This is a genomic window from Brevundimonas sp. (genome assembly GCF_018608325.1).
GTDB lineage: Bacteria > Pseudomonadota > Alphaproteobacteria > Caulobacterales > Caulobacteraceae > Brevundimonas.
The window spans coordinates 52,031-73,046 of record NZ_JABAZW010000158.1; the positions used below are offsets into that span (position 1 = coordinate 52,031).

The 21,016-nt window shown below is 62.9% G+C and carries 22 protein-coding genes; 1 reads left to right on the forward strand and 21 read right to left on the reverse strand.

All coding sequences use genetic code 11. The annotated features are described in order from the left end of the window. Positions 1–6: 6 nt before the first annotated feature. The 21 genes from QZ281_RS15840 to QZ281_RS15940 form a co-directional block, all read right to left on the reverse strand. Positions 7–1,680, reverse strand: a complete 1,674-nt coding sequence (locus QZ281_RS15840) for a ribonuclease J (protein WP_292230013.1) — start codon at positions 1,678–1,680, stop codon at positions 7–9. Further along, a complete protein-coding gene (locus QZ281_RS15845) occupies positions 1,681–2,457 on the reverse strand; it encodes a type III pantothenate kinase (protein ID WP_292230015.1) in 777 nt (258 codons plus the stop codon). It abuts the gene before it with no gap. A 1-nt stretch (position 2,458) separates the two neighbouring features. After that, entirely contained in the window at positions 2,459–3,220 is a 762-nt protein-coding gene (locus tag QZ281_RS15850) for a biotin--[acetyl-CoA-carboxylase] ligase (protein WP_292230017.1), read from the reverse strand. 4 nt (positions 3,221–3,224) lie between these two features. Further along, on the reverse strand, positions 3,225–4,667 hold the full coding sequence (gene nuoN, locus QZ281_RS15855; protein WP_292230019.1) for an NADH-quinone oxidoreductase subunit NuoN: 1,443 nt from the start codon (positions 4,665–4,667) through the stop codon (positions 3,225–3,227). Further along, positions 4,660–6,159: an NADH-quinone oxidoreductase subunit M gene (locus tag QZ281_RS15860; protein WP_292230020.1), complete on the reverse strand. Its 1,500-nt coding sequence runs from the start codon at positions 6,157–6,159 to the stop codon at positions 4,660–4,662. The genes nuoN and QZ281_RS15860 overlap by 8 nt, the downstream gene beginning before the upstream one ends. Before the next feature lie 4 nt (positions 6,160–6,163). Next, on the reverse strand, positions 6,164–8,230 hold the full coding sequence (gene nuoL / locus QZ281_RS15865; protein WP_292230052.1) for an NADH-quinone oxidoreductase subunit L: 2,067 nt from the start codon (positions 8,228–8,230) through the stop codon (positions 6,164–6,166). Between the two features lie 8 nt (positions 8,231–8,238). Further along, a complete protein-coding gene (gene nuoK, locus QZ281_RS15870; RefSeq protein ID WP_201097624.1) occupies positions 8,239–8,547 on the reverse strand; it encodes an NADH-quinone oxidoreductase subunit NuoK in 309 nt (102 codons plus the stop codon). After that, positions 8,547–9,173, reverse strand: coding sequence for an NADH-quinone oxidoreductase subunit J (locus tag QZ281_RS15875; protein WP_292230024.1), 627 nt, complete (start codon positions 9,171–9,173; stop codon positions 8,547–8,549). Before QZ281_RS15875 ends, nuoK begins: the two co-directional genes overlap by 1 nt. A 72-nt stretch (positions 9,174–9,245) precedes the next feature. Then, positions 9,246–9,737 (reverse strand): NADH-quinone oxidoreductase subunit NuoI, encoded by a 492-nt coding sequence (gene nuoI, locus QZ281_RS15880; RefSeq protein WP_292230026.1) that lies wholly within the window; start codon positions 9,735–9,737, stop codon positions 9,246–9,248. Then, complete coding sequence (locus QZ281_RS15885) at positions 9,737–9,913, reverse strand: hypothetical protein (RefSeq protein WP_292230027.1); 177 nt, start codon at positions 9,911–9,913, stop codon at positions 9,737–9,739. The genes nuoI and QZ281_RS15885 overlap by 1 nt, the downstream gene beginning before the upstream one ends. Then, the gene (gene nuoH / locus QZ281_RS15890) at positions 9,913–10,989 is read right to left on the reverse strand and encodes an NADH-quinone oxidoreductase subunit NuoH (protein ID WP_292230029.1); all 1,077 of its coding nucleotides are present in this window, start codon (positions 10,987–10,989) and stop codon (positions 9,913–9,915) included. The genes QZ281_RS15885 and nuoH overlap by 1 nt, the downstream gene beginning before the upstream one ends. 3 nt (positions 10,990–10,992) lie before the next feature. Further along, a complete protein-coding gene (nuoG, locus tag QZ281_RS15895; protein ID WP_292230031.1) occupies positions 10,993–13,038 on the reverse strand; it encodes an NADH-quinone oxidoreductase subunit NuoG in 2,046 nt (681 codons plus the stop codon). Continuing rightward, on the reverse strand, positions 13,038–13,523 hold the full coding sequence (locus QZ281_RS15900) for a hypothetical protein (RefSeq protein ID WP_292230033.1): 486 nt from the start codon (positions 13,521–13,523) through the stop codon (positions 13,038–13,040). Before QZ281_RS15900 ends, nuoG begins: the two co-directional genes overlap by 1 nt. Before the next feature lie 2 nt (positions 13,524–13,525). Next, complete coding sequence (gene nuoF / locus QZ281_RS15905; protein ID WP_292230034.1) at positions 13,526–14,839, reverse strand: NADH-quinone oxidoreductase subunit NuoF; 1,314 nt, start codon at positions 14,837–14,839, stop codon at positions 13,526–13,528. Between the two features lie 5 nt (positions 14,840–14,844). Next, positions 14,845–15,114 (reverse strand): hypothetical protein, encoded by a 270-nt coding sequence (locus QZ281_RS15910; RefSeq protein WP_292230036.1) that lies wholly within the window; start codon positions 15,112–15,114, stop codon positions 14,845–14,847. Continuing rightward, positions 15,114–15,791 (reverse strand): NADH-quinone oxidoreductase subunit NuoE, encoded by a 678-nt coding sequence (gene nuoE, locus QZ281_RS15915; RefSeq protein ID WP_292230038.1) that lies wholly within the window; start codon positions 15,789–15,791, stop codon positions 15,114–15,116. The genes QZ281_RS15910 and nuoE overlap by 1 nt, the downstream gene beginning before the upstream one ends. 3 nt (positions 15,792–15,794) lie before the next feature. After that, entirely contained in the window at positions 15,795–16,130 is a 336-nt protein-coding gene (locus tag QZ281_RS15920) for a nuclear transport factor 2 family protein (RefSeq protein ID WP_292230040.1), read from the reverse strand. After that, on the reverse strand, positions 16,127–17,305 hold the full coding sequence (locus QZ281_RS15925; protein WP_292230053.1) for an NADH-quinone oxidoreductase subunit D: 1,179 nt from the start codon (positions 17,303–17,305) through the stop codon (positions 16,127–16,129). The genes QZ281_RS15920 and QZ281_RS15925 overlap by 4 nt, the downstream gene beginning before the upstream one ends. An 89-nt stretch (positions 17,306–17,394) precedes the next feature. After that, entirely contained in the window at positions 17,395–18,024 is a 630-nt protein-coding gene (locus tag QZ281_RS15930) for an NADH-quinone oxidoreductase subunit C (RefSeq protein ID WP_292230042.1), read from the reverse strand. Then, positions 18,021–18,665, reverse strand: a complete 645-nt coding sequence (locus QZ281_RS15935) for an NADH-quinone oxidoreductase subunit B (protein ID WP_219353896.1) — start codon at positions 18,663–18,665, stop codon at positions 18,021–18,023. The genes QZ281_RS15930 and QZ281_RS15935 overlap by 4 nt, the downstream gene beginning before the upstream one ends. Next, on the reverse strand, positions 18,635–19,012 hold the full coding sequence (locus QZ281_RS15940) for an NADH-quinone oxidoreductase subunit A (RefSeq protein ID WP_201097652.1): 378 nt from the start codon (positions 19,010–19,012) through the stop codon (positions 18,635–18,637). Before QZ281_RS15940 ends, QZ281_RS15935 begins: the two co-directional genes overlap by 31 nt. A 217-nt stretch (positions 19,013–19,229) precedes the next feature. Here QZ281_RS15940 and QZ281_RS15945 point away from each other — a divergent pair, with 217 nt between their 5' ends. After that, the gene (locus tag QZ281_RS15945; protein WP_292230047.1) at positions 19,230–20,786 is read left to right on the forward strand and encodes an AbgT family transporter; all 1,557 of its coding nucleotides are present in this window, start codon (positions 19,230–19,232) and stop codon (positions 20,784–20,786) included. The last annotated feature ends 230 nt before the right edge of the window (positions 20,787–21,016 follow it).

The window sequence follows — 21,016 nt, forward strand, 5'->3', positions numbered from 1 at the left end:
GATGCTCTACAGACGAAGGACGATGGTTTCCACGATCGGACGGCGATCCCAAATGCGCTGGCTGGCCTTCTTCAACACGCGGCCGACCGCCTGTTCGATGACCATTTCATCTTCCAGCGCCTCGCCCTTCAGGCTGGTGACCACCTGTTCGACACGTTCGGCCAGATCGTCCAGAACATCGCCCAACGGCTTCTCCAGATCGCCCGGCAGACCCACGCTGCGAATGTCGATATCGCTGACGATCCGACCGCGCTTGTCCAGGCAGAAGCTGACGATCAGCACACCGTTGGTCGAGGCGTGGCGGCGCTCTTTCAGCGCCTCGCCCTGTTCGGTCACCAGCATGCCGCCGTCGACATAGAGGCGGCCGTTCGGCACTTCGTCGACGATGGCGGCGGGCCCAGGGGCCAGACGCACCATGTCGCCGTTGCGCGGCGTCACAGCTTCCTTGACGCCCATGTCCTTGGCCAGATTGGCGTGTTCCAGCAGGAAGCGGCGCACGCCGTGGGTCGGCACCGCGATCTGCGGCCGCGCCCATTCGTACATCTGCTTCAGTTCGTCCCGGCACGGGTGGCCGGAGACGTGGATGCCGGGGCTGTCCTTCTCGGTGTAGAGGCGCACGCCGCGATCCGCGAGACGATCCTGCAGGCGGCCAATGGCCAGTTCGTTGCCGGGAATCTGACGCGACGAGAAGATGCAGTGATCACCCAGACCCAGCTTGACCGTCGGATGGGTGCCGTCGGCCACGCGCGACAAGGCCGCACGGGCCTCACCCTGGCTGCCGGTGCACAGATACAGGATCTGATCGGCAGGCCAGACGCGGGCTTCTTCATCGGACAGGAAGGGCTTCACGTCCTGCAACATGCCGACGTGTTTGGCCGCTGCCGTGATGCGGTGCATCGACCGACCAGCCAGAGCGACGCGGCGTCCATTAGCCTCTGCGGCACGGATGACGCTGTCCATCCGCGCGACATTGGAGGCGAAGCAGCCGACCGCCACCCTGCCCTTCAGGGTCGAGATCAGCTTGGTGATCGCCACGGCCACGTCACCCTCGGACCCGGCGACGCCCGGCACGAAGACGTTGGTCGAGTCGCACACCATCGCCAGCACGCCCTTGTCGCCCAGGGCGCGAATGGCGGGGGCGTCCGTCTTGGAGCCGATGACCGGCTGGTCGTCGATCTTCCAGTCGCCGGTGTGGAACACCAGGCCCAGCGGCGTATCGATGGCCAAACCGTTCGGCTCGGCGATCGAGTGGGTCATCGTCACGAAGGTGACGCCGAACGGACCAAGCTGAACCGAACCGCCCAACGGAATCTCGATCAACTCGACCTCGTCCAGCAGGCCGCGCTCACGCAGCTTGTCGCGGATCAGATAGGCCGTGAAGGGCGTCGCATAGACCGGCGCCTTGATGCGCGGCCACAGCCAGCCTAGGGCGCCGATATGGTCTTCGTGGGCGTGCGTCAGCACGATGCCACGAATGTTCTCGCCTTCCAGATAGCTGGGATCGGGCACGATCACGTCCACGCCAGGCGTCGACAGATCGCCGAAGGTGACGCCGACATCGACGACCAGCCATTCACGATTATCAGCCGGGCCATAGCCGTAGGCGTTCAGGTTCATACCGACCTCGTCCGAGCCGCCTAGCGGCAGGAAAACGAGTTCGTCTTGGGTTTGCTTTTTCATTCAGTCAGTCAAATGGGCGTTGCGACGCCAGATTTCGAGAAGACCACGGATGGTCAGGTCAGGATCAAAATGATCAATGCTGTCGGTTGCGCCTTCGAACAGGCTGGCCACGCCGCCGGTTCCGATGACGGTCATGGGCTTGCCCCACTCGGCCTTGATGCGCGCGACCAGTCCCTCGATCAGGGAGGTATAGCCCCAGAAGACGCCGGACTGCATGGCCTCGACCGTGCCCTTGCCGATGACGTGTTCCGGGCGCTGGATGGCGATGCGCGGCAACTTGGCCGCCGCCTCGTGCAGGGCCTGTAGCGATAGGTTGATGCCGGGCGCGATCAAGCCGCCCTCAAATGCGCCGTCCGCGCCCACAATATCGAAGGTCGTCGCCGTACCGCTGTCGATGACAATCAGGTCGCCGGGATAAAGCAGCTTGGCCCCAATCGCGTTGACCAGACGGTCCGCCCCGGCCTCACTGGGTTTGGCGATGCGCACATCAATGCCGAGATTGACGTTCTCGCCAATCACCAGAGGTTCGATGTTGAGATAGCGCCGCGCCAGATTACGCAGGTTGAAGATCGACTGGGGCACCACGCTGGAGATGATGCACCCCGTCAGCGCAGAGACCTGAAGCCCCTTCATCAACATCAACTGGTTCAGCCACACGGCGTATTCATCCGCCGTTCGCGTCGCCTCAGTCGCAGCGCGCCATTGGGCGATCCATTCCGATCCATCATGGACCGCAAACAGCGTATTGGTGTTGCCCTGTTCAATCGCCAGCAGCATCTCAGGACGCCTTGCCTGAGGTCGCACCGAAGAACACGTCACCTGCCGAAATCAGACGCACCGATCCATCGGCCAGTCGCAAACGCAGTGCGCCATCCGGCTCAACGCCTTCGGCGATCCCCTCAAGAGTTTCATTATCCAATCGCGCCACACACGGCCCGTTCAGTCCAGTCAGGCGGCTGGTCCAGGCGTCCAGCACGGGCTCGAAGCCAAGCGTCTGCCAACGCCCCCACCAGACAGCGAAAGTCTCGGCCAGAATCTCGGCCGCCGCCTCAATCGGCGGCACATAGGTCAGGTCGGCGCGCAGACTGCCAGCAACCGCAGCAGCACCCCGCTCTGTCCCTTCCGGCGCATGGGCCAGGTTCACGCCGATGCCGACGGCCAGCCACAGGTCGCCGTTCGCATGGGCGCCGGACTCGACCAAAATCCCCGACGCCTTGACCCCGCCCAACAGCACGTCGTTCGGCCATTTGATCGTAACCAGCGCCGGCGAGACGAAGACGTCTAACAGGTCAGCGACCGCCAAGGCCGCCACGAAAGTGGCCTGAGCCGCCTCCGCTGCCGACTTGGGCGTCGTGATCAACAGCGTGGCGGCCAGGTTGCCCTGTTCGGTGTCCCACTTGCGGCCACGCCGCCCACGACCTGCGGTCTGACGGCGCGCCACGATCCAGCGCGGCCCGGTCTCTCCGGCCTCGGCGAGACGACGCGCCTCGGCGTTGGTCGAGTCGATCTCGTCGTGGATGACCAGGGGGGCGGGCGTCAACGCCCTACCCGTTCCCGAAACCGGCGCTCGCGGCCTTGGTCAGCGGCTCCAGCCAGGTCAGACCCAGAATAACCAGCGGGAAGGAGAAGGCCGCGCAGGCCCAACCGATCCACTTGGCTTCAACCGGCGCCTTGTCGGTCGGAATGTCATCCACCGGCGGATCGAACCACATCAGCTTGATGATGCGCAGATAGTAGAAGGCGGCGACAACCGATGCGACCAGACCAGCGGCGGCGACAGGCCACAGGCCTGCGTTCGCAGCGGCGCCGAACACATAGTACTTGCCCCAGAAGCCCGAGAACGGCGGCATCCCCAGAACCGACAGCGACAGGATGGTCAGCGCCACAGCCGTCAACGGACGATCCTTCTTCAGACCGGCCAGATCAGCGATACGGCGAATCGGACGGCCCGACTTGGACAGCGACAGCAGGATGGCGAAGAAACCCAGTTGGTCGATGACATACAGGGTCATGAACATCAGCATGGCCTGCAGGCCCTGGCTGGTGCCCGCCGCAATGCCCAGCAGGGCGTAACCGATGTTGGCGATCGACGAATATGCCAGCAGGCGTTGGATGTCCTTCTGCGCCAGACCGCCGAAGGCGCCGACGACGAAGCTGATCAGCGAGATGGCGATCAGAACCTGCGACCACTGAGCGTGGGATTCACCGAACCCGCCTTCCAGAGCGCGCGCGATCAGGACCATGGCCGCGACCTTGGGTGCAGTCGAGAACAGGGCGACTACCGGGGTCGGCGCACCTTCGTACACATCAGGCGTCCACATGTGGAACGGCGCAGCCGAAACCTTGAACGCCAGACCGCAAATCAGGAAGACCAGACCGAACAGCAGGCCCGTCGACGGATGGTCAACAGCGAAGGCGGCGATGTCTTCGAATCGCATCGAACCAGCGAAACCGTAGATCAGGCTGGCGCCGTACAGCAGCAGGCCCGACGACAGTGCGCCCAGCACGAAATACTTCAGGCCCGCTTCCGACGCCTTGACATCGTCGCGGTGATAGGCGGCCAGAACATACAGGGCCAGCGAGTGCAGCTCGATTCCGACGTACATCGAGATCAGGTCGCCCGACGACGCCATCATGCCCATGCCGACCGACGCCAGCACGATCAGGACCGGGTATTCGAACTTGGCGATGCGCGTACGCTTCATCCAACCGTCGCCGAGGATGATGGCCACGGCGGCCGACAGGTAGATGACGCTCTTGCCATAGATGGCCAGCGGATCAGCGATATAGGCGCCGTTGAAGGCCGAACCCCAGGGCCCGGTGACGGCGATGACGGCGGCGGCGATCAGCAGCAGGGTCGACAGGATCGACACCAACCGGGCGCTCTTGTCGCCGATGAAGGCGCCGACCATCAGCAGGACCAGGGCGCCGACCGCAAGGGTCAGCTCCGAGGCGGCGAGATGCAGGGCGGAGGACAGATCAGGCATTATGGTCTCCCCCGCCGATCGCGGCGCGATAGGCGCTGGTCAGGGCCTCAACGGCAGGCCCGGTGTAATCGAGGATGGCGGCCGGATAGACCCCCAACCAGATGGTGCCGATGATCAGCGGCACGAACAGAAGCAGTTCGCGCTTGTCGATATCGGTGATGGTCTGAAGCTTCGGATTGGTGATCTCGCCGAACATGACCGCGCGGTACAGCGTCAGGGCATAGACCGCCGAGAAGATTACACCCGAGGCCGCAACCAGAGCCGCCCAGGTCGAGGCGTGATAGGCGCCCGTCATCGTCAGGATTTCACCGATGAAGCCCGAGGTGCCGGGCAGGCCGACGTTGGCCATCGTGAACATCAGGAAGATGGCGGCGAACCACGACATCCGCGACGTCAGGCCGCCGTAGAAGGCGATCTCACGGGTGTGCATCCGGTCGTAGACAACACCAACGCACAGGAACAGCGCGCCCGAGATCAGACCGTGGCTGATCATCTGGAAGATGGCGCCCTGCATGCCCACGTCGTTGCCCGAGAAGATGCCCAGGGTCACGAAGCCCATGTGGGCGACCGACGAATAGGCGATCAGCTTCTTGATGTCCGTCTGACGCCAGGCAACCAGCGACGTATAGACGATGGCGATCACCGACAGGGTGAAGACCAGCGGACGGAACATTTCCGACGCCTGCGGGAACATCGGCACGTTGAACAGGATGAAGCCGTAACCGCCCAGCTTCAGCAGGATGCCGGCCAGAATGACCGAACCCGCCGTCGGCGCCTGAACGTGGGCGTCAGGCAACCAGGTGTGCACAGGCCACATCGGCATCTTCACCGCGAACGAGGCGAAGAAGGCCAACCACAGGATCGGCTGAACGGCGGGGCTGAAGGCGAACTTCTTCAGTTCCGGGATGCTGGTGGTTCCGGCGGTGTGCGCCATCCACAGCATGGCCAGCAGCATCAGCACCGACCCCAGCAGGGTGTAGAGGAAGAACTTGTAGGCTGCGTAGATCCGGTTCTGACCGCCCCAGATGCCGATGATCAGGAACATCGGCACCAGAGTGCCTTCGAAGAAGATGTAGAACAGGAACAGGTCCAGCGACGTGAAGACGCCGATGACCAGCGTCTCCAGGATCAGGAAGGCGGCCATATATTCGACGACGCGCGTCGAAACCGACTTCCAACTGGCCAGGATGCAGATCGGCATCAGGAAGGCCGTCAGCAGGACGAACAGGACCGAAACCCCGTCAACGCCCAGATGATAGCTGGCGCCTGCGAACCAATGCGCGAACTCGACGAACTGATAGTTGGTGTTCGACGGATCGAACCCGGCGACCAATGCGACGGACACGCCCAGCACGACCAGGGTCGTGAGCAGGGCGATCCAGCGGGCCGCGGGCGCAGCAGCGTCCTGGTTCTTCGACGCCAATCGGGCGCCGAGGATGACCAGTGCGCCGACCAGCGGCAGGAATGTGACTAGGCTCAGGATGTAGGGCACGGGCTCAGGCTCCCCACGCGAGGATGGCGAAGGTGAGCAAACCAGCCACCCCGAGCAGCATCACGAAGGCATAGTGATAGACATAGCCGGACTGGATCTTGCCCAGTCGTGCGGCGGATTTCAGCGACGCCCAGGCGGCGCCGTTCGGGCCGAGGCCGTCGATGATCTTCACATCGCAGATCTTCCAGAAGAAGTTCCCGATGGCGCGGAAGCCGCGCACGAAGACAGCATCATACAGCTCGTCGAAGTACCACTTGTTGTAGAGGAAGCGGTACACGACGCCGTTCCGTTCAGCCATGCGGCGCCCCATGCCCTCGCGAGCGACATAGATCCAGTAGGCGAAGGCGGTGCCGATCAGCGTCAGGATCAGCGGCGACCACTTCACCCAGGTCGGAACCTCGTGGCTTTCGTGAAGCACATGGTTGTGCTCGCCGACAAAGATCGCGCCGCGCCAGAACTCATGCTCGTGATGGCCGATGAAGTGCGGTGCGAACACGACACCCGCAGCCACAGCGCCGACCGACAGCAGGATCAGCGGAACCAGCATCACCCACGGGCTTTCGTGCGGCTTCAGCGGACCATGGTGGCCGTGATCGTCATGAGCGTGGTCATCGTGTGCATGATCGTCATGTGCATGGGCATCATGGGCGTGATCATCAGCGTGGGCGTGGCCCTCTTCTTCCTTCCAGACAGGCTTGTTGTGGAAGGTCATGAAGACCAGACGCCACGAGTAGTAGGCCGTCAGACCGGCGGCGATGATGCCGACGAAGAAGGCGAACATGCCGATGGCCGAGTGACCCGAGGCCGCCGAAGCATAGGCGCTCTCGATGATCGAGTCCTTGGAGTAGAAGCCTGCGAAGCCGCCGACGCCAGGGATGCCCAGGCCGGTGATGGCGATGGTGCCGATGGTCATGACCGCATAGGTGACCGGCAGCAGCTTCCACAGCCCGCCCATCTTACGCATGTCCTGCTCGTGGTGCATGCCGTGGATCACCGAACCGGCGCCCAGGAACAGCAGGGCCTTGAAGAAGGCGTGCGTGAACAGGTGGAACATGGCGGCCTGATAGGCGCCGACGCCCGCCGCAAAGAACATGTAGCCCAGCTGCGAACAGGTTGAATAGGCGATGACGCGCTTGATGTCGTTCTGCGTCAGACCAACGGTCGCGGCGAACAGGGCCGTGATCGCGCCGATGATGGCGATGATCTGCGACGCACCCGGCGCATACTCATAAATCGGCGACAGCAGGCAGACCATATAGACGCCCGCGGTGACCATGGTTGCGGCGTGGATCAGCGCCGACACGGGCGTCGGGCCTTCCATCGCGTCCGGCAGCCAGGTGTGCAGGAAGAACTGCGCCGACTTGCCCATCGCGCCGATGAACAGCAGGAAGCCAGCCAGATCCAGCGCGGACCAGTGAACGCCCAGGAACTCCCAGGTCGTGCCAGCCTTGGTTCCGATCAGCGGGAACAGCTCGGCGAAGTTGATCGTGCCGTACATCCAGTAGATCGTCATGATCCCCAGGACGAAGCCGAAGTCGCCGACGCGGTTGACGACGAAGGCCTTGATGGCGGCGGCGCTGGCCGTCGGCTTCTTGAACCAGAAGCCGATCAGCAGATAGGACGCCAGACCCACGCCTTCCCAGCCGAAGAAGATCTGCATGAAGTCGGCGGCCGTCACCAGCGCCAGCATCATGAATGTGAACAGCGACAGATAGGCGAAGAAGCGCGGTCGGCTGTCGTCCTCGGCCATGTAGCCCCAGGAGTACAGGTGGACCAGCGACGACACGCTGGTGACCACGATCAGCATGGTCGCCGACATGGCGTCGATGCGGATCGACCAGGCGGACTGGAAATCGCCCACATTGATGAAGGGCGCCAGACGGATGGTGAAGGGCTCAAGATGGCCCCATGTCCATTGTCCGAACACCGTCCAGGCGACAGCGCACGAGAAGAACAGCAGGCCGGTCGTTACGGCCTGCGACGGGATGTTGCCAATCCGGCGGCCGAAGAAGCCGGCGATGGCCGCACCCAGCAGCGGGGCGAAGACGCCCAGGATGACGAGGGTCTGAATAGTCACGCTTAGCCCTTCATCACGGAAGCGTCGTCAACCGCGATATCGCCGCGGTTACGGAAGAAGGTCACCAGGATCGCCAGACCGACGGCGGCTTCAGCCGCAGCAACGGTCAGGACGAACATCGCCATGATCTGTCCGCTGATGTCGTTCAGATAGGTCGAGAAGGCGACGAAGTTGATGTTCACGGCCAGCAGGATCAGCTCGATCGACATCAGGATGATGATGACGTTCTTGCGGTTCACGAAGATGCCGAACACCCCGATCGTGAACAGGATGGCGGCGACCGTCAGATAATGGGTCAATCCGATGACCATCAGAGAAGCTCCTCGGCGCTGACGCCCTGCCCCGTCTGGGCGGGCTTGACCTCAACCGACTTCTTACGATCGCGGTTGACCTGGTCGGTGATGTTCTGGCGCTTGATATGCGGCTTGTGGCGCAGGGTCAGGGTGATGGCGCCGATCATGGCGATCAGCAGCACAATTCCCGCAGCCTGGAAGAAGTAGATGTAGTCTGTATAGAGCACGCGACCGATGGCCTGAACGTTGGTCACGTCCAGCGAAGGCTCAACCGGGCCTGTGCGTCCGTTCGTTGCGCCGCCCTGAACCACGGCCACCGAGACCATGATCATTTCCGCCAGCAGCACGCCCGAGATGATCGCGCCGAACGGCAGATAGCGGGCGTATCCCTCGCGCAGTTTCACGAAATCCACGTCCAGCATCATGACGACGAACAGGAACAGGACCGCGACTGCGCCGACGTAGACGACGACCAGCAGCATCGCCAGGAACTCGGCGCCCAGCAGGACGAACAGTCCCGCCGACGAGAAGAAGGCCAGGATCAGCCAGAGCACGCTGTGCACCGGGTTGCGCGCGGTCACGACCAGAAGGCCGGAAACCGTGGCGACCGCCGCCAGCAGGAAGAAGGCTATGCTTTGCAGCATGTCGGGACGAAGCCCCTTTCGTATCGGCCGCGACCCCGTTTGGAATCGCCGACCCGTTTAGCGATGAGCGCCTTAGCGGTAAGGCGCGTCGAGTTCCAGATTCTTGGCGATCTGCCGTTCCCAGCGGTCACCATTATCAAGCAGGCGTTGCTTGTCGTAGAGCAGCTCCTCGCGCGTTTCGACGGCGAATTCGGAGTTGGGTCCTTCGACAATCGCGTCCACCGGGCAGGCCTCCTGGCACAGGCCGCAGTAGATGCATTTGACCATGTCGATGTCGTAGCGCGTGGTGCGGCGGCTGCCGTCTGCACGCGGTTCGGCCTCGATGGTGATGGCCTGGGCCGGGCAGATGGCTTCGCACAGCTTGCAGGCGATGCAGCGTTCTTCACCATTGGCGTAACGGCGCAGCGCGTGTTCACCACGGAAACGCGGTGACTGCGGGTTCCGTTCGAACGGATAGTTCACGGTCATCTTTGGCCGCGACATATATTTCAGCGAAAGGCCGATGGCGCCGATGGCGTCCAGCATCATCGCGCCCTTGGCTGCCTGGACGATACGAGTGAACATCAGGGCTTATCCTTAGGGGCAGGCGTCGTCGGGGTTGCAGGCTGACTGGCGCGGAAATCCTGTTCGATCCGCTCCTGACGGCGCTGCCACTGATAGCTGGACTCGGGCATACGCGTATCGGGTGCGCAGGCCGTCGTCAGGGCCAGAAGGCCGATGGAAAGAACGAGGGTCTTCATTACGACCCTACCACGAACACACGCCAGGCCGACACGATCACGACCGCGACCAGCGACGTCGGCAGGAAGACCTTCCAGCCCAGACGCATCAGTTGGTCATAGCGGTAGCGCGGCACGAAGGCCTTCACCAGCGAGATGCACAGGAACCAGAATACGGTCTTGGTGACGAAGGTCAGCAGATAGATCGTATAGGCGATCCAGGCCGGCAGGCCCTCAAGGAAGGACTGAGACAGGAAGCCCGGGTTCCACCCGCCGAAGAACAGCAGGGTGATCATCGCCGACATGAAGACGATGTTGACGTACTCGCCCATCATGAACAGCAGATACGGGGTCGAGCTGTATTCCACCTGATAACCGGCGACCAGTTCCGACTCCGCTTCCGGCAGATCGAACGGCGGGCGGTTCGTTTCGGCCAGGGCCGAGATGAAGAAGATGATCGACATCGGGAACAGGATGACCACCAGCGGCCAGGTTCCGGCGCCGCCGCCGAAGGCGAACCAGTTCCAGAAATAACCGCTCTGGGCTTCCACGATCTTGGACAGGTTCATCGTGCCAGCCAGCAGGATGACGTTGATGATGATCAGGCCCAGCGAGACTTCATAGGACACCATCTGCGCCGCTGAACGCAGCGAACCCAGGAACGGATACTTCGAGTTCGAAGCCCAGCCGCCCATGATGATGCCGTACACGCCCAGCGACGACACAGCGAAGATGTACAGGATGCCGACATTCAGGTCCGACACCACCCAACCGGGGGCGAACGGAATGACCGCCCAGGCCATGAAGGCCAGGATGACGGTGATGATCGGCGCGATGATGAAGACCGCCTTGTCGGCGCCGGCCGGGATCACGACCTCCTTCAGTACGAACTTGATCATGTCCGCGAAGGATTGCAGCAGGCCGAAGGGACCGACGACGTTCGGTCCTTTACGCATCTGAACCGAGGCCCAGACCTTGCGGTCGGCCAGCAGCAGGAAGGCGACGCCGATCAGCACGCCGACGGTGATCAGAAGGATCTGACCGACCGTGATCAGCGTCCAGCCAACGGGCGTGGCCCAGAAAGAAACGGGGTCCATGGTTTACTCCGCTGCCATCGCGACCGGGGCGATCCGCAGGGCGGACAACTCGGCCATCGTCGCGCTGGCGCGCGCAATCGGGTTGGAAAGATAGGGGTCGGTGACGACCGAGGTGAAGACGGTGTCGCCCAGGTCGCCCTTGGCGCCCAGCGAGGCCACGTCGAACGAAACAGGCGCAGGCAGGTAGTCGATGCGTCCGAAGGTCGGATGATCGCCCATCAGCTTGGTGCGCAGTTGCTCCAGCGTGTCGTAAGGCAGGGTCTGGTCGACGCGGGCCGACAGGGCGCGGATGATGGCCCAGTCTTCCTTGGCGTCGCCCTTCGGGAAGACGACGCGCTCAGCCATCTGCACCCGGCCTTCGGTGTTGACGTAGATGCCCGACTTCTCGGTGTAGGCTGCGCCCGGCAGAATGACGTCGGCGCCGTGCGCGCCGCGGTCGCCGTGGCTGCCCAGATAGACGCGGAAGGCGTTCGAGCCGGTCGGATCGACCTCGTCGGCGCCCAGCAGGAACAGAACGTCCAGCGCGTCCGGCTTCAGCATTTCTGCAACCGTCAGGCCGCCTTCAGCAGGCACGAAGCCCATGTCCAGACCGGCGACGCGTGCGGCGGCGTGGTGCAGGACGTTGAAGCCGTTCCAGCTGTCGGTGACGACGCCGACCTTCTTGGCCAGTGCCCCCAGAGCGTTCAGGACAGCAGCGCCGCCCTCCCCGGCCAGTGCGCCCGAACCGACGATGATCGCCGGACGCTCAGCCTTGCTCAGCAGGTCCGTCGCCGCCTTCGGCAGCTTGCCCAGTGTCTTCGAACCAGCGCCCAGATAGGCGTAGTCGAATGTCAGGTCGGCCTGTTCGCCGATTACGGCGATCTCGACCCCGCCCTTGATCCAGCTCTTGCGCAGGCGGGCGTTCAGCAGCGGCGCCTCAACGCGCGGGTTCACACCCACGATCAGGACAGCATCAGCCTTTTCAATGCCTTCCAGGCCAGAGTTGAACAGCCAGCCCTCACGCGGGCCATAGCCCAGTGCAGCGCCATCCTGGCGGCTGTCGGTGTTCTTGGAGCCCAGGGCGTGGAACAGGTCCAGCGTCGCCTTCATCGACTCGGCGTCCTGCAGGTCGCCCGCGATGACGCCGATGCGGTCCGCCGATGCGGCCTTCAGCTTGGCGGCGACAGCGTCCAGCGCCTCGTTCCAAGTCGCGGCGCGCAGCTTGCCGTTCTCGCGGATCCAGGGACGGTCCAGACGACGTGCGGTCAGGCCGTCAACGACATAGCGGCTCTTGTCCGACAGCCACTCCTCGTTGATGCCCTCGTTCACGCGCGGCAGAACGCGCATGACCTCAGAGCCGCGGAAGTCAGCGCGGATGTTCGAACCCAGGGCGTCCATGACGTCGATGGTTTCGGTCTTCTTCAGTTCCCACGGACGATAGTGGTACTGCCAGGGACGGTGCGTCAGGGCGCCAACCGGGCACAGGTCATTGACGTTGCCCGACAGTTCCGAGGCGACCGACTTCTCCAGATAGGTCGTGATTTCAGCATCTTCGCCGCGCGAGATCATGCCGATGTCCGGCACGCCGGCAACTTCGGTGATGAAGCGGACGCAACGCGTGCACTGGATGCAGCGCGTCATGAAGGTCTTGATCGTCGGCCCCATGTGCTTTTCTTCGACCGCGCGCTTGTTCTCGGCATAGCGAGAACCGTCGCGGCCATAGCCCATGGACTGGTCCTGCAGGTCGCACTCGCCGCCCTGGTCACAGATCGGGCAATCCAGCGGGTGGTTGATGAGCAGGAACTCCATCACCCCTTCACGCGCCTTCTTCACCATCGGCGTGTCGGTGAAGATTTCCTGGCCGTCGGCGGCCGGCAGCGCGCACGAAGCCTGCGGCTTCGGCGGTCCGGGCTTCACCTCGACCAGGCACATCCGGCAGTTGCCGGCGATGGACAGGCGTTCGTGGTAGCAGAAGCGCGGGATTTCCTGTCCCGCACGTTCGGCGACCTGGAGCACGGTCATGCCGGGCTCAAACTCGGTTTCGACGCCGTTGACCTTGGCGACTGGCATCAGCGGGCCTCTTCTTCAGCGGGAACGGCCAGATCGGCCTGTTCCGTCGTCCCATCAGGGAGCGTCTGTGTGATGGTGATTGCTGCGTCCTTGATGACGTAACGGATCACCGGATCGCCCGGCTGGTTCATCCAGCGGACGAGCGTTTCATCTGGAAGGCCGAGCGGTTTCCACTCGACCAGATCATTCTGCACGCGGCAGTCGGCGCGCATCCGACCGCCATCGACCGGCGCGCGCCACGAGGTGTGGACAACGCCGCCCTCAACGCCGTCGACATCGATCGCCAGCGGCTGCTGTCCGTGAACAGAGGCCAGACCGGCGCGGCAGACGCGACGCAGATCAGCGTCGCTCAGCGCAGCAGCCACAGCGGTCTCGGTCGTCTTCACCTCGGCCGGAGCCGTTTCCGTCGGCTTCGGCGCAGCAGCGCGCTCGCCGCAAGCGGCGAGAGCAAAGGCTCCGATGACGATGACGGGCGAGAGGCGCATCATTACTCCGCAGCGATAGCGTGACCGGCGAAGTTCGCACGGCGGCTGCGGTAGTTGGCGATCCGCTCTTCGATCTCGTGACGGAAGTGACGGATCAGACCCTGAACCGGCCATGCGGCGGCGTCGCCCAGAGCGCAGATCGTGTGGCCCTCGACTTGTCCGGCAACGTCCAGCAGCAGGTCGATTTCCGACGGATCGGCCTCGCCCACAGCCATGCGCTCCAGAACCCGCCACATCCAGCCGGTGCCTTCACGGCACGGCGTGCACTGGCCGCAGCTCTCGTGTTTGAAGAAGTAGCTGATGCGGGCGATCGCCTTAACGATGTCGGTGGACTGGTCCATGACCGTCACGCCAGCGGTGCCCAGCGACGAGCGCATCTCACGCATGGAGTCGAAGTCCATCAGGACCGTCTCGGCCTGTTCGCGCGTGATGACCGGGCAGGACGCGCCGCCGGGGATGATGGCCTTCAGGTTGCTCCAGCCGCCGCGCACGCCGCCGCCGTGATCTTCGATCAGTTGGCGCAGCGGGATCGACATGGCCTCTTCAACCACGCAGGGCGTGTTCACATGGCCAGACAGCGACATCAGCTTGGTGCCAGTGTTGTTCGGACGACCGAAGTCGGCGAACCAGTCCGCGCCGCGACGCAGGATGGTGCCGACGACAGCGATCGACTCGACGTTGTTCACCGTGGTCGGGCAGCCATAGAGGCCAGCGCCAGCAGGGAACGGCGGCTTCAGGCGCGGCTGACCCTTCTTGCCTTCCAGCGATTCCAGCAGAGCCGTCTCTTCACCACAGATGTAAGCCCCTGCCCCGTGATGGATATAGACGTGGAAATCCCAGCCGTGGACGTTGTTGTCACCGATCAGCTTGGCCTCATAGGCCTGCTTGACGGCGGCTTCCATCCGCTCGCGTTCCAGCACGTACTCGCCGCGCAGGTAGATGTAGCAGGCATGAGCCTGCATCGCGAAGCTGGCGATCAGCGCGCCTTCGATCAGCAGGTGCGGATCATGACGCATGATCTCGCGGTCCTTGCAGGTCGCGGGCTCGGATTCATCGGCGTTGATGACCAGGTAGTGAGGACGATCCTTCACTTCCTTGGGCATGAACGACCATTTCAGGCCGGTCGAGAAGCCTGCGCCGCCACGGCCGCGCAGACCCGAGGCCTTGACGTTATTGATGATCCAGTCTCGGCCAAGGTCCAGCATGTCCTTGGTGGCGTTCCACGCGCCACGCTGCTTCGCCCCCTCAACGCCCCAGTCATGGAAGCCGTACAGGTTGGTGAAGATGCGATCTTTGTCTTCGAGGATTCCGACCATAGTCCTCAGAGTCCTTCCACCAGACGACGTCTGTGATGACGGGTGCGCATGAACACGGCGGCGATAACCAAAGCCCAGCCAGCGGCCAGCATTCCGTATGAAACAGTGATGCCCCACTCGCCGATGCCGAACATCTCCTTACGAGACGCCAGGATCAGCAGAGCAGCAGCGATGACCAGACCCAGGCCGCCAAGACGCAGCGGACGTCCAACGCCACGCAGTTCCTTGCGATAGGCGGCGCGGCCTTCCTCGGTTGAGAGATCAGGACGCGTCATCAAGCAGGCGCCTTCTCGACCGGCGCCGGATCGCTGTTCGGCAGCTTCTTGATCTTCTTAGCGGCCGAGCCGTCGTACAGCTTCGGATCAAGCAGGGTCTTGGCCCCGCCCGTCGGCGCCGACGTATGACGTCCTGCGTACGAACCCGGCTTAGGCGACTTGCCGGCGGCGAAGTCGTCGATGATCTGGGCCATCGTCTCGGGCGTCAGGTCTTCATAATAATAGTCGTTGATCTGGGCCATCGGCGCATTCGAGCAGGCGCCGAGGCATTCGACTTCCTGCCAGGTGAAGCGACCGTCAGCGGACAGATGATCCTTGGGACCGATCTTTTCCTTGCAGACCTTCATCAGTTCATTGGCGCCGCGCAGCATGCACGGCGTGGTTCCGCACACCTGGATCAGCGCGGTCTTGCCGACCGGCTCCAGCATGAACATGGTGTAGAAGGTCGCGACCTCCAGCACACGGATGAAGGGCATCCCCAGCAGTTCGCTGATGGCGCGGATAGCGGGTTCAGAAACCCAGCCTTCCTGCTTCTGCACCAGCCACAGAACCGGGATCACCGCCGACTGACGGCGCGATTCCGGGTATTTCTTGATCCACCACTCGGCCTTTTCCATCGTCGCCTTCGAGAAGGCGAACGAAGCAGGCTGTTCCTTGGCGAGACGACGAACGGACATCCGCTAGGCCCTCACAAAATCAACGCGGGCGATCTTGTCGCCAGCGAACGAATAGATTGCGGCCACCTCGAAAGGCGTCGCATCGGGCGACCGGAACACACGCTCGTGGTCGATTACAGTGTTTCCGACAACGATCCGCGACAGCAGTTCCGCACGGTTCTGCGGGAACTGGGCGAACATGCCCTCGTGACGCTCACGATAGGCGTCCAGCCCCTTCAGGTTAGGCTCGCCGTTCAGGTCGGAAATGGTGATGCCGTCGTCGAAGAAGGTGACGAAGGTCGCCAGATCCTGAGCATTGTAGGCGTCAAGCTGGCCCTGCACCACGGCTTCACGGCTCATCGGTCAACCTCGCCGAACACGATGTCGAGCGAGCCCAGAATGGCCGAAACGTCAGCCAGTTGGTGGCCGCGGTTGATCGGGTCCATCTGCGCCAGATGGCGGAAGCCCGGCGCCGAGATCTTCACACGGTACGGTTTGTTGGTGCCGTCCGAGACCAGATAGATGCCGAACTCGCCCTTGGGCGCTTCGACCGAGGCGTAAACCTCGCCTTCCGGCGTCTTGAAGCCTTCGGTGTAGAGCTTGAAGTGGTGGATCAGGGATTCCATCGACCGCTTCATTTCACCGCGACGCGGCGGAACGATCTTGTTGTCCTCGATCATGACCGGCTCGCCGGGGCAGTTGCGCAGTTTATGGATGCACTGCTCCATGATGCGCACGGACTGCTTCATCTCTTCGACGCGGACCAGATAACGGTCCCAGCAGTCGCCGTTCTTGCCGACGGCGATGTCGAAATCGAGTTCGGCGTAGCACTCGTACGGCTGCGACTTGCGCAGGTCCCAGGCGATGTCCGAGCCACGCAGCATTACTCCGGTGAAGCCCCAGGCCAGGGCCTCTTCCTTGGACACAATGCCGATATCGACGTTGCGCTGCTTGAAGATGCGGTTCTCGGTAACCAGGCTTTCAATGTCAGCCAGGGCCTTGGGGAAGTCGTGGCACCAGCGACCGATGTCGTCGACCAGATCCATCGGCAGGTCCTGGTGGACGCCGCCCGGACGGAAATAGTTGGCGTGCAGCCGGGCGCCGCAGGCGCGCTCGTAGAACACCATCAGTTTTTCGCGCTCTTCATGGCCCCACAGCGGCGGGGTCAGGGCGCCGACATCCATGGCCTGCATGGTCGCGTTCAGCAGGTGGTTCCCGATCCGGCCGATTTCCGAATACAGAACCCGGATCAACTGGGCGCGGTACGGCACCTCAATGCCGAGCAGCTTTTCGATAGCCAGACAGAAGGCGTGCTCCTGGTTCATCGGCGCGACATAGTCGAGGCGATCCAGATACGGCACGTTCTGCAGATAGGTGCGCGCTTCCATCAGCTTCTCGGTGCCGCGGTGCAGCAGGCCGATGTGCGGATCGACGCGTTCGACGATTTCACCGTCCAGCTCCAGCACCAGACGCAGCACGCCGTGCGCAGCCGGGTGTTGCGGGCCGAAGTTGATGGTGAACTTGCGGTCTTCCATTTCGCGGGCGTGGGCCGTGCGCGTGTCGACCACGTCGTCGAACACGTCCGTGCCGCCCAGCGATGCGGGGGTGTGGGCTCCGTCAGCCATCAGACATTGCCTCCGGCCTTCTCATCGCCCGGCAGGACCGGAGCGGGATATTCAGCGCCTTCCCACGGCGACAGGAAGTCGAACGTGCGGAACTCCTGGGTCAGCTTGACGGGCTCATAGACCACGCGGCGCTGCTCCTCATCGTAACGGACCTCGACATAACCAGTCATCGGGAAGTCCTTGCGAAGGGGGTGCCCTTCGAAACCATAGTCGGTCAGCAGACGGCGCATGTCCGGGTGGCCTGAGAACAGCATGCCGTACATATCGAACGCTTCACGCTCGAACCAGTTAGCGGACGGATAGACCTCGATCACCGTCGGAACCGGCTGCACCTCATCCGTCGTCACCTTGACGCGAACACGTGCGTTCCGGGTCAGCGACAGCAGATGATAGACAACCTCAAACCGCTCTTCGCGATCCGGGTAGTCGACGCCGCACACGTCCAGCAACTGCTGGAAGCCGAACTGATCGCGCAAAGCGGTCATCACTTCGACAATACGCTCACGCGCCGCAACCAGTGTCAGTTCACCGAACGCAACCTGAGCCTCAACGCCCAGAGCACCGACCATTTCGGCGCCCAGAGGCGTCAGAGCGGCCTCATGCTGGGCCTGAACAACCAAAGAGCTCATCGGTCGATCGTCCCCGTGCGACGGATCTTCTTCTGCAACTGCAGCAGGCCGTACAGCAGGGCCTCAGCCGTGGGCGGGCAGCCCGGCACATAGACGTCCACGGGCACAACGCGGTCGCAGCCGCGCACAACGCTGTAGCTGTAATGATAATATCCGCCGCCATTGGCGCAGCTGCCCATCGACACGACGTAGCGCGGATCAGGCATCTGGTCGTAAACCTTGCGGATGGCGGGGGCCATCTTGTTGGTCAGGGTGCCGGCGACGATCATCAGGTCCGACTGACGCGGGCTGGCGCGCGGCGCCATGCCGAAACGCTCGACGTCGAAACGCGGCATCGACATCTGGATCATCTCAACTGCGCAGCAGGCCAGACCAAACGTCATCCACATCAGCGAGCCGGTGCGCGCCCAGTTGATCACGTCGTCGGCGGCGGCGACCAGATAGCCTCGCTCGCCCAGTTCCATGTTCACAGCTTCAAAGAACTTGTCGTGAACCTTGGGGTCATAGCCCTCGACAGTCGAGCGCGCAGCGGAGCCGGCGGCGACCAGAGGCGCGCCCGAGGCGGTGACCAGCGATGGCGTACCCGCCCCCGAAGCCACGGAAGTGGTGACTACTCCCATTCCAGGGCTCCCTTCTTCCATTCGTAGATGAAGCCGATGGTCAGGACGCCCAGGAAGGCCATCATCGACCAGAAGGCGAAGACCATTCCGGCGTGCGACAGGTCGAACATCGACACCGCCCACGGGAACAGGAAGGCGACTTCCAGGTCGAAGATGATGAACAGGATCGACACCAGATAGAATCGCACGTCGAACTTCATGCGGGCGTCATCGAATGCGTTGAAGCCGCACTCATAGGCCGACAGCTTTTCACTATCGGGGCTCTTCGGCGCCAGCAGCAGCGGCAGCGCTATGAAGAGGATGCCGATTACCGCTGCGATGGCGGCGAAGATCAGCACGGGCAGATATTCGAGCAAAAATGCGTTCATGCGAAAGAACCTCGTCCGCCGGGGAGAGGCGGATTCGGCGCTTCTTAGACCCATCGTCGCCGGGGTTCAAACCCCGTAACCACTTGCTTTTTTATTGAGAATGGCTCGCAAATCTTTAGCGCGGCCGTAGCGCCATTTGTCGCAGCCGCAATGGTTGCGCCTTCCCCCCTCACCAAGTCCTACTGAAGGCCCCGATCTGTAACAGAAAGTCATCTTAATGAGCGTCGCGAGCCGGGCCCTGAATGCGGTCGAACGCATCGGGAATAAGCTGCCCGACCCTGTCTTTCTGTTCCTGTGGCTGATCCTGGGCCTGATCGTGCTCAGCATGGTGGGAGCCGGGCTGGGCTGGTCAGCGATCAATCCCGTGACCGGCGAGCAACTGAAAGCGGAAAGCCTGCTTTCACCCGCTAATCTGGAACGGCTGATCATCGGGATGCCACGGACCCTGGCGGACTTCCCTCCTCTCGGGATCGTCATCACCATCATCTACGGCGCGTCGGTCGCTGAGCGGACAGGCATGTTCGCCACGGCCATTCGAGGCGCGCTTCTGAATGCGCCCAAAGCGATCCTGACACCGGTCATCGTCATAACAGGCATGGTGTCGCACCATGCGTCGGACGCCTCCTATGTCGTCGTCATCCCACTGGCGGCAGTAATCTTCGCCGCAGCGGGTCGGCATCCGCTGGCTGGTCTGGCCGCAGGCTTTGCCGCCGTGTCAGGCGGATACGCCGGAAACCTGTTTCCCGGCGCCAGCGACGCGCTGATTCTCGGCATCACCGAACCTGCGGCGCAACTGATCGATCCGTCCTATTCGGTGAACATTGCGGGCAACTGGTTCTTCATCGTCGGGGTGGTCATCGTCTTCACCCCCATCGTCTGGTTCCTGACCGACCGCGTCATTGAGCCGCGCCTGGGGCCATGGAAACCGTCGGCTGGAGTTTCGGCGCCCGCCGCTTCGGAAAAACAACTCCTCACTTCGGATGAGAAGCGCGGCCTGAGATTCGCTGGACTGGCCCTGCTCGGCATGATCGCCCTGTGGACGCTGATCACCTTCTTGCCGAACTCGCCCTTCGTTGATCCAACAGCCGAGCCGGAGCAGCGCTTCAACCCCCTGTACCGCTCGCTGGTCGCCTTCTTCGCCGCCACCTTCTTCATCACGGGCGGAGCCTACGGCGTCGGCTCACGATCCATCCAGTCGCACCACGATCTGGTGCGGATGATGCGTGAAGGCATCGAGCAACTGGCCCCCTACATCGTCCTGGCCTTCTTCGCCGCCCACTTCGTGGCGATGTTCAACTGGTCGGGCCTGGGACCGATTCTGGCGGTGAATGCGGCCGCCGGCTTCCAGACGCTGTCGCTGCCCGCTCCGCTGCTGCTGATCTGCGTTGTTCTGATCTCCTGCTTCTTCGACCTGTTCATCGGCTCGGCCTCGGCCAAGTGGTCAGCGCTCGCGCCCGTCGTGGTGCCGATGTTCATGCTGCTGGGCATTTCGCCGGAAATGACGACCGCCGCCTATCGGATGGGTGATTCCGTCACCAACATCGCCACGCCGCTGATGAGCTATTTCCCGCTGATTCTGACCTTCGCCCAGAGGTGGGACCCCAAATTCGGCCTGGGCTCACTGATGGCGACCATGCTGCCCTATGCAGGAGCCTTCCTCATTGCAGGGCTGATCATGGTCGCAGGATGGGTGGCTTTCGATCTGCCGCTTGGGCCGGGCGTAGGCGTTCATTACGAGCTGCCCGCCCATGTCACGGCCTCGCAGGCCCGTTGAACCGCCGCCAAACCGACGCGCAGACCGATGCCCGAGACTGTCACGAAGCCTCTGTTTCAACAGCCTTTCAGGCATCCCGCATCTTTCTCGAAAAAGGTCGCTTGACGCGATGGGTCAGCCCGCCTAAACGACGCCCCTCGCCGGGGCACACTGCTGCTTCGGCAGGGAAACGCGGGTGTAGCTCAGTTGGTTAGAGTGCCGGCCTGTCACGCCGGAGGTCGCGGGTTCGA

Excerpts from the sequence above, each read along its gene's own strand:
- QZ281_RS15840 (WP_292230013.1), bottom strand. The coding sequence starts at position 1,680 with ATGAAAAAGCAAACCCAAGACGAACTCGTTTTCCTGCCGCTAGGCGGC.
- QZ281_RS15845 (WP_292230015.1), bottom strand. The coding sequence starts at position 2,457 with ATGCTGCTGGCGATTGAACAGGGCAACACCAATACGCTGTTTGCGGTC.
- nuoN (WP_292230019.1), bottom strand. The coding sequence starts at position 4,667 with ATGCCTGATCTGTCCTCCGCCCTGCATCTCGCCGCCTCGGAGCTGACC.
- nuoK (WP_201097624.1), bottom strand. The coding sequence starts at position 8,547 with ATGGTCATCGGATTGACCCATTATCTGACGGTCGCCGCCATCCTGTTC.
- QZ281_RS15875 (WP_292230024.1), bottom strand. The coding sequence starts at position 9,173 with ATGCTGCAAAGCATAGCCTTCTTCCTGCTGGCGGCGGTCGCCACGGTT.
- nuoI (WP_292230026.1), bottom strand. The coding sequence starts at position 9,737 with ATGTTCACTCGTATCGTCCAGGCAGCCAAGGGCGCGATGATGCTGGAC.
- QZ281_RS15885 (WP_292230027.1), bottom strand. The coding sequence starts at position 9,913 with ATGAAGACCCTCGTTCTTTCCATCGGCCTTCTGGCCCTGACGACGGCC.
- nuoH (WP_292230029.1), bottom strand. The coding sequence starts at position 10,989 with ATGGACCCCGTTTCTTTCTGGGCCACGCCCGTTGGCTGGACGCTGATC.
- nuoG (WP_292230031.1), bottom strand. The coding sequence starts at position 13,038 with ATGCCAGTCGCCAAGGTCAACGGCGTCGAAACCGAGTTTGAGCCCGGC.
- QZ281_RS15900 (WP_292230033.1), bottom strand. The coding sequence starts at position 13,523 with ATGCGCCTCTCGCCCGTCATCGTCATCGGAGCCTTTGCTCTCGCCGCT.
- nuoF (WP_292230034.1), bottom strand. The coding sequence starts at position 14,839 with ATGGTCGGAATCCTCGAAGACAAAGATCGCATCTTCACCAACCTGTAC.
- QZ281_RS15910 (WP_292230036.1), bottom strand. The coding sequence starts at position 15,114 with ATGACGCGTCCTGATCTCTCAACCGAGGAAGGCCGCGCCGCCTATCGC.
- nuoE (WP_292230038.1), bottom strand. The coding sequence starts at position 15,791 with ATGTCCGTTCGTCGTCTCGCCAAGGAACAGCCTGCTTCGTTCGCCTTC.
- QZ281_RS15920 (WP_292230040.1), bottom strand. The coding sequence starts at position 16,130 with ATGAGCCGTGAAGCCGTGGTGCAGGGCCAGCTTGACGCCTACAATGCT.
- QZ281_RS15925 (WP_292230053.1), bottom strand. The coding sequence starts at position 17,305 with ATGGAAGACCGCAAGTTCACCATCAACTTCGGCCCGCAACACCCGGCT.
- QZ281_RS15930 (WP_292230042.1), bottom strand. The coding sequence starts at position 18,024 with ATGAGCTCTTTGGTTGTTCAGGCCCAGCATGAGGCCGCTCTGACGCCT.
- QZ281_RS15935 (WP_219353896.1), bottom strand. The coding sequence starts at position 18,665 with ATGGAAGAAGGGAGCCCTGGAATGGGAGTAGTCACCACTTCCGTGGCT.
- QZ281_RS15940 (WP_201097652.1), bottom strand. The coding sequence starts at position 19,012 with ATGAACGCATTTTTGCTCGAATATCTGCCCGTGCTGATCTTCGCCGCC.
- QZ281_RS15945 (WP_292230047.1), top strand. The coding sequence starts at position 19,230 with ATGAGCGTCGCGAGCCGGGCCCTGAATGCGGTCGAACGCATCGGGAAT.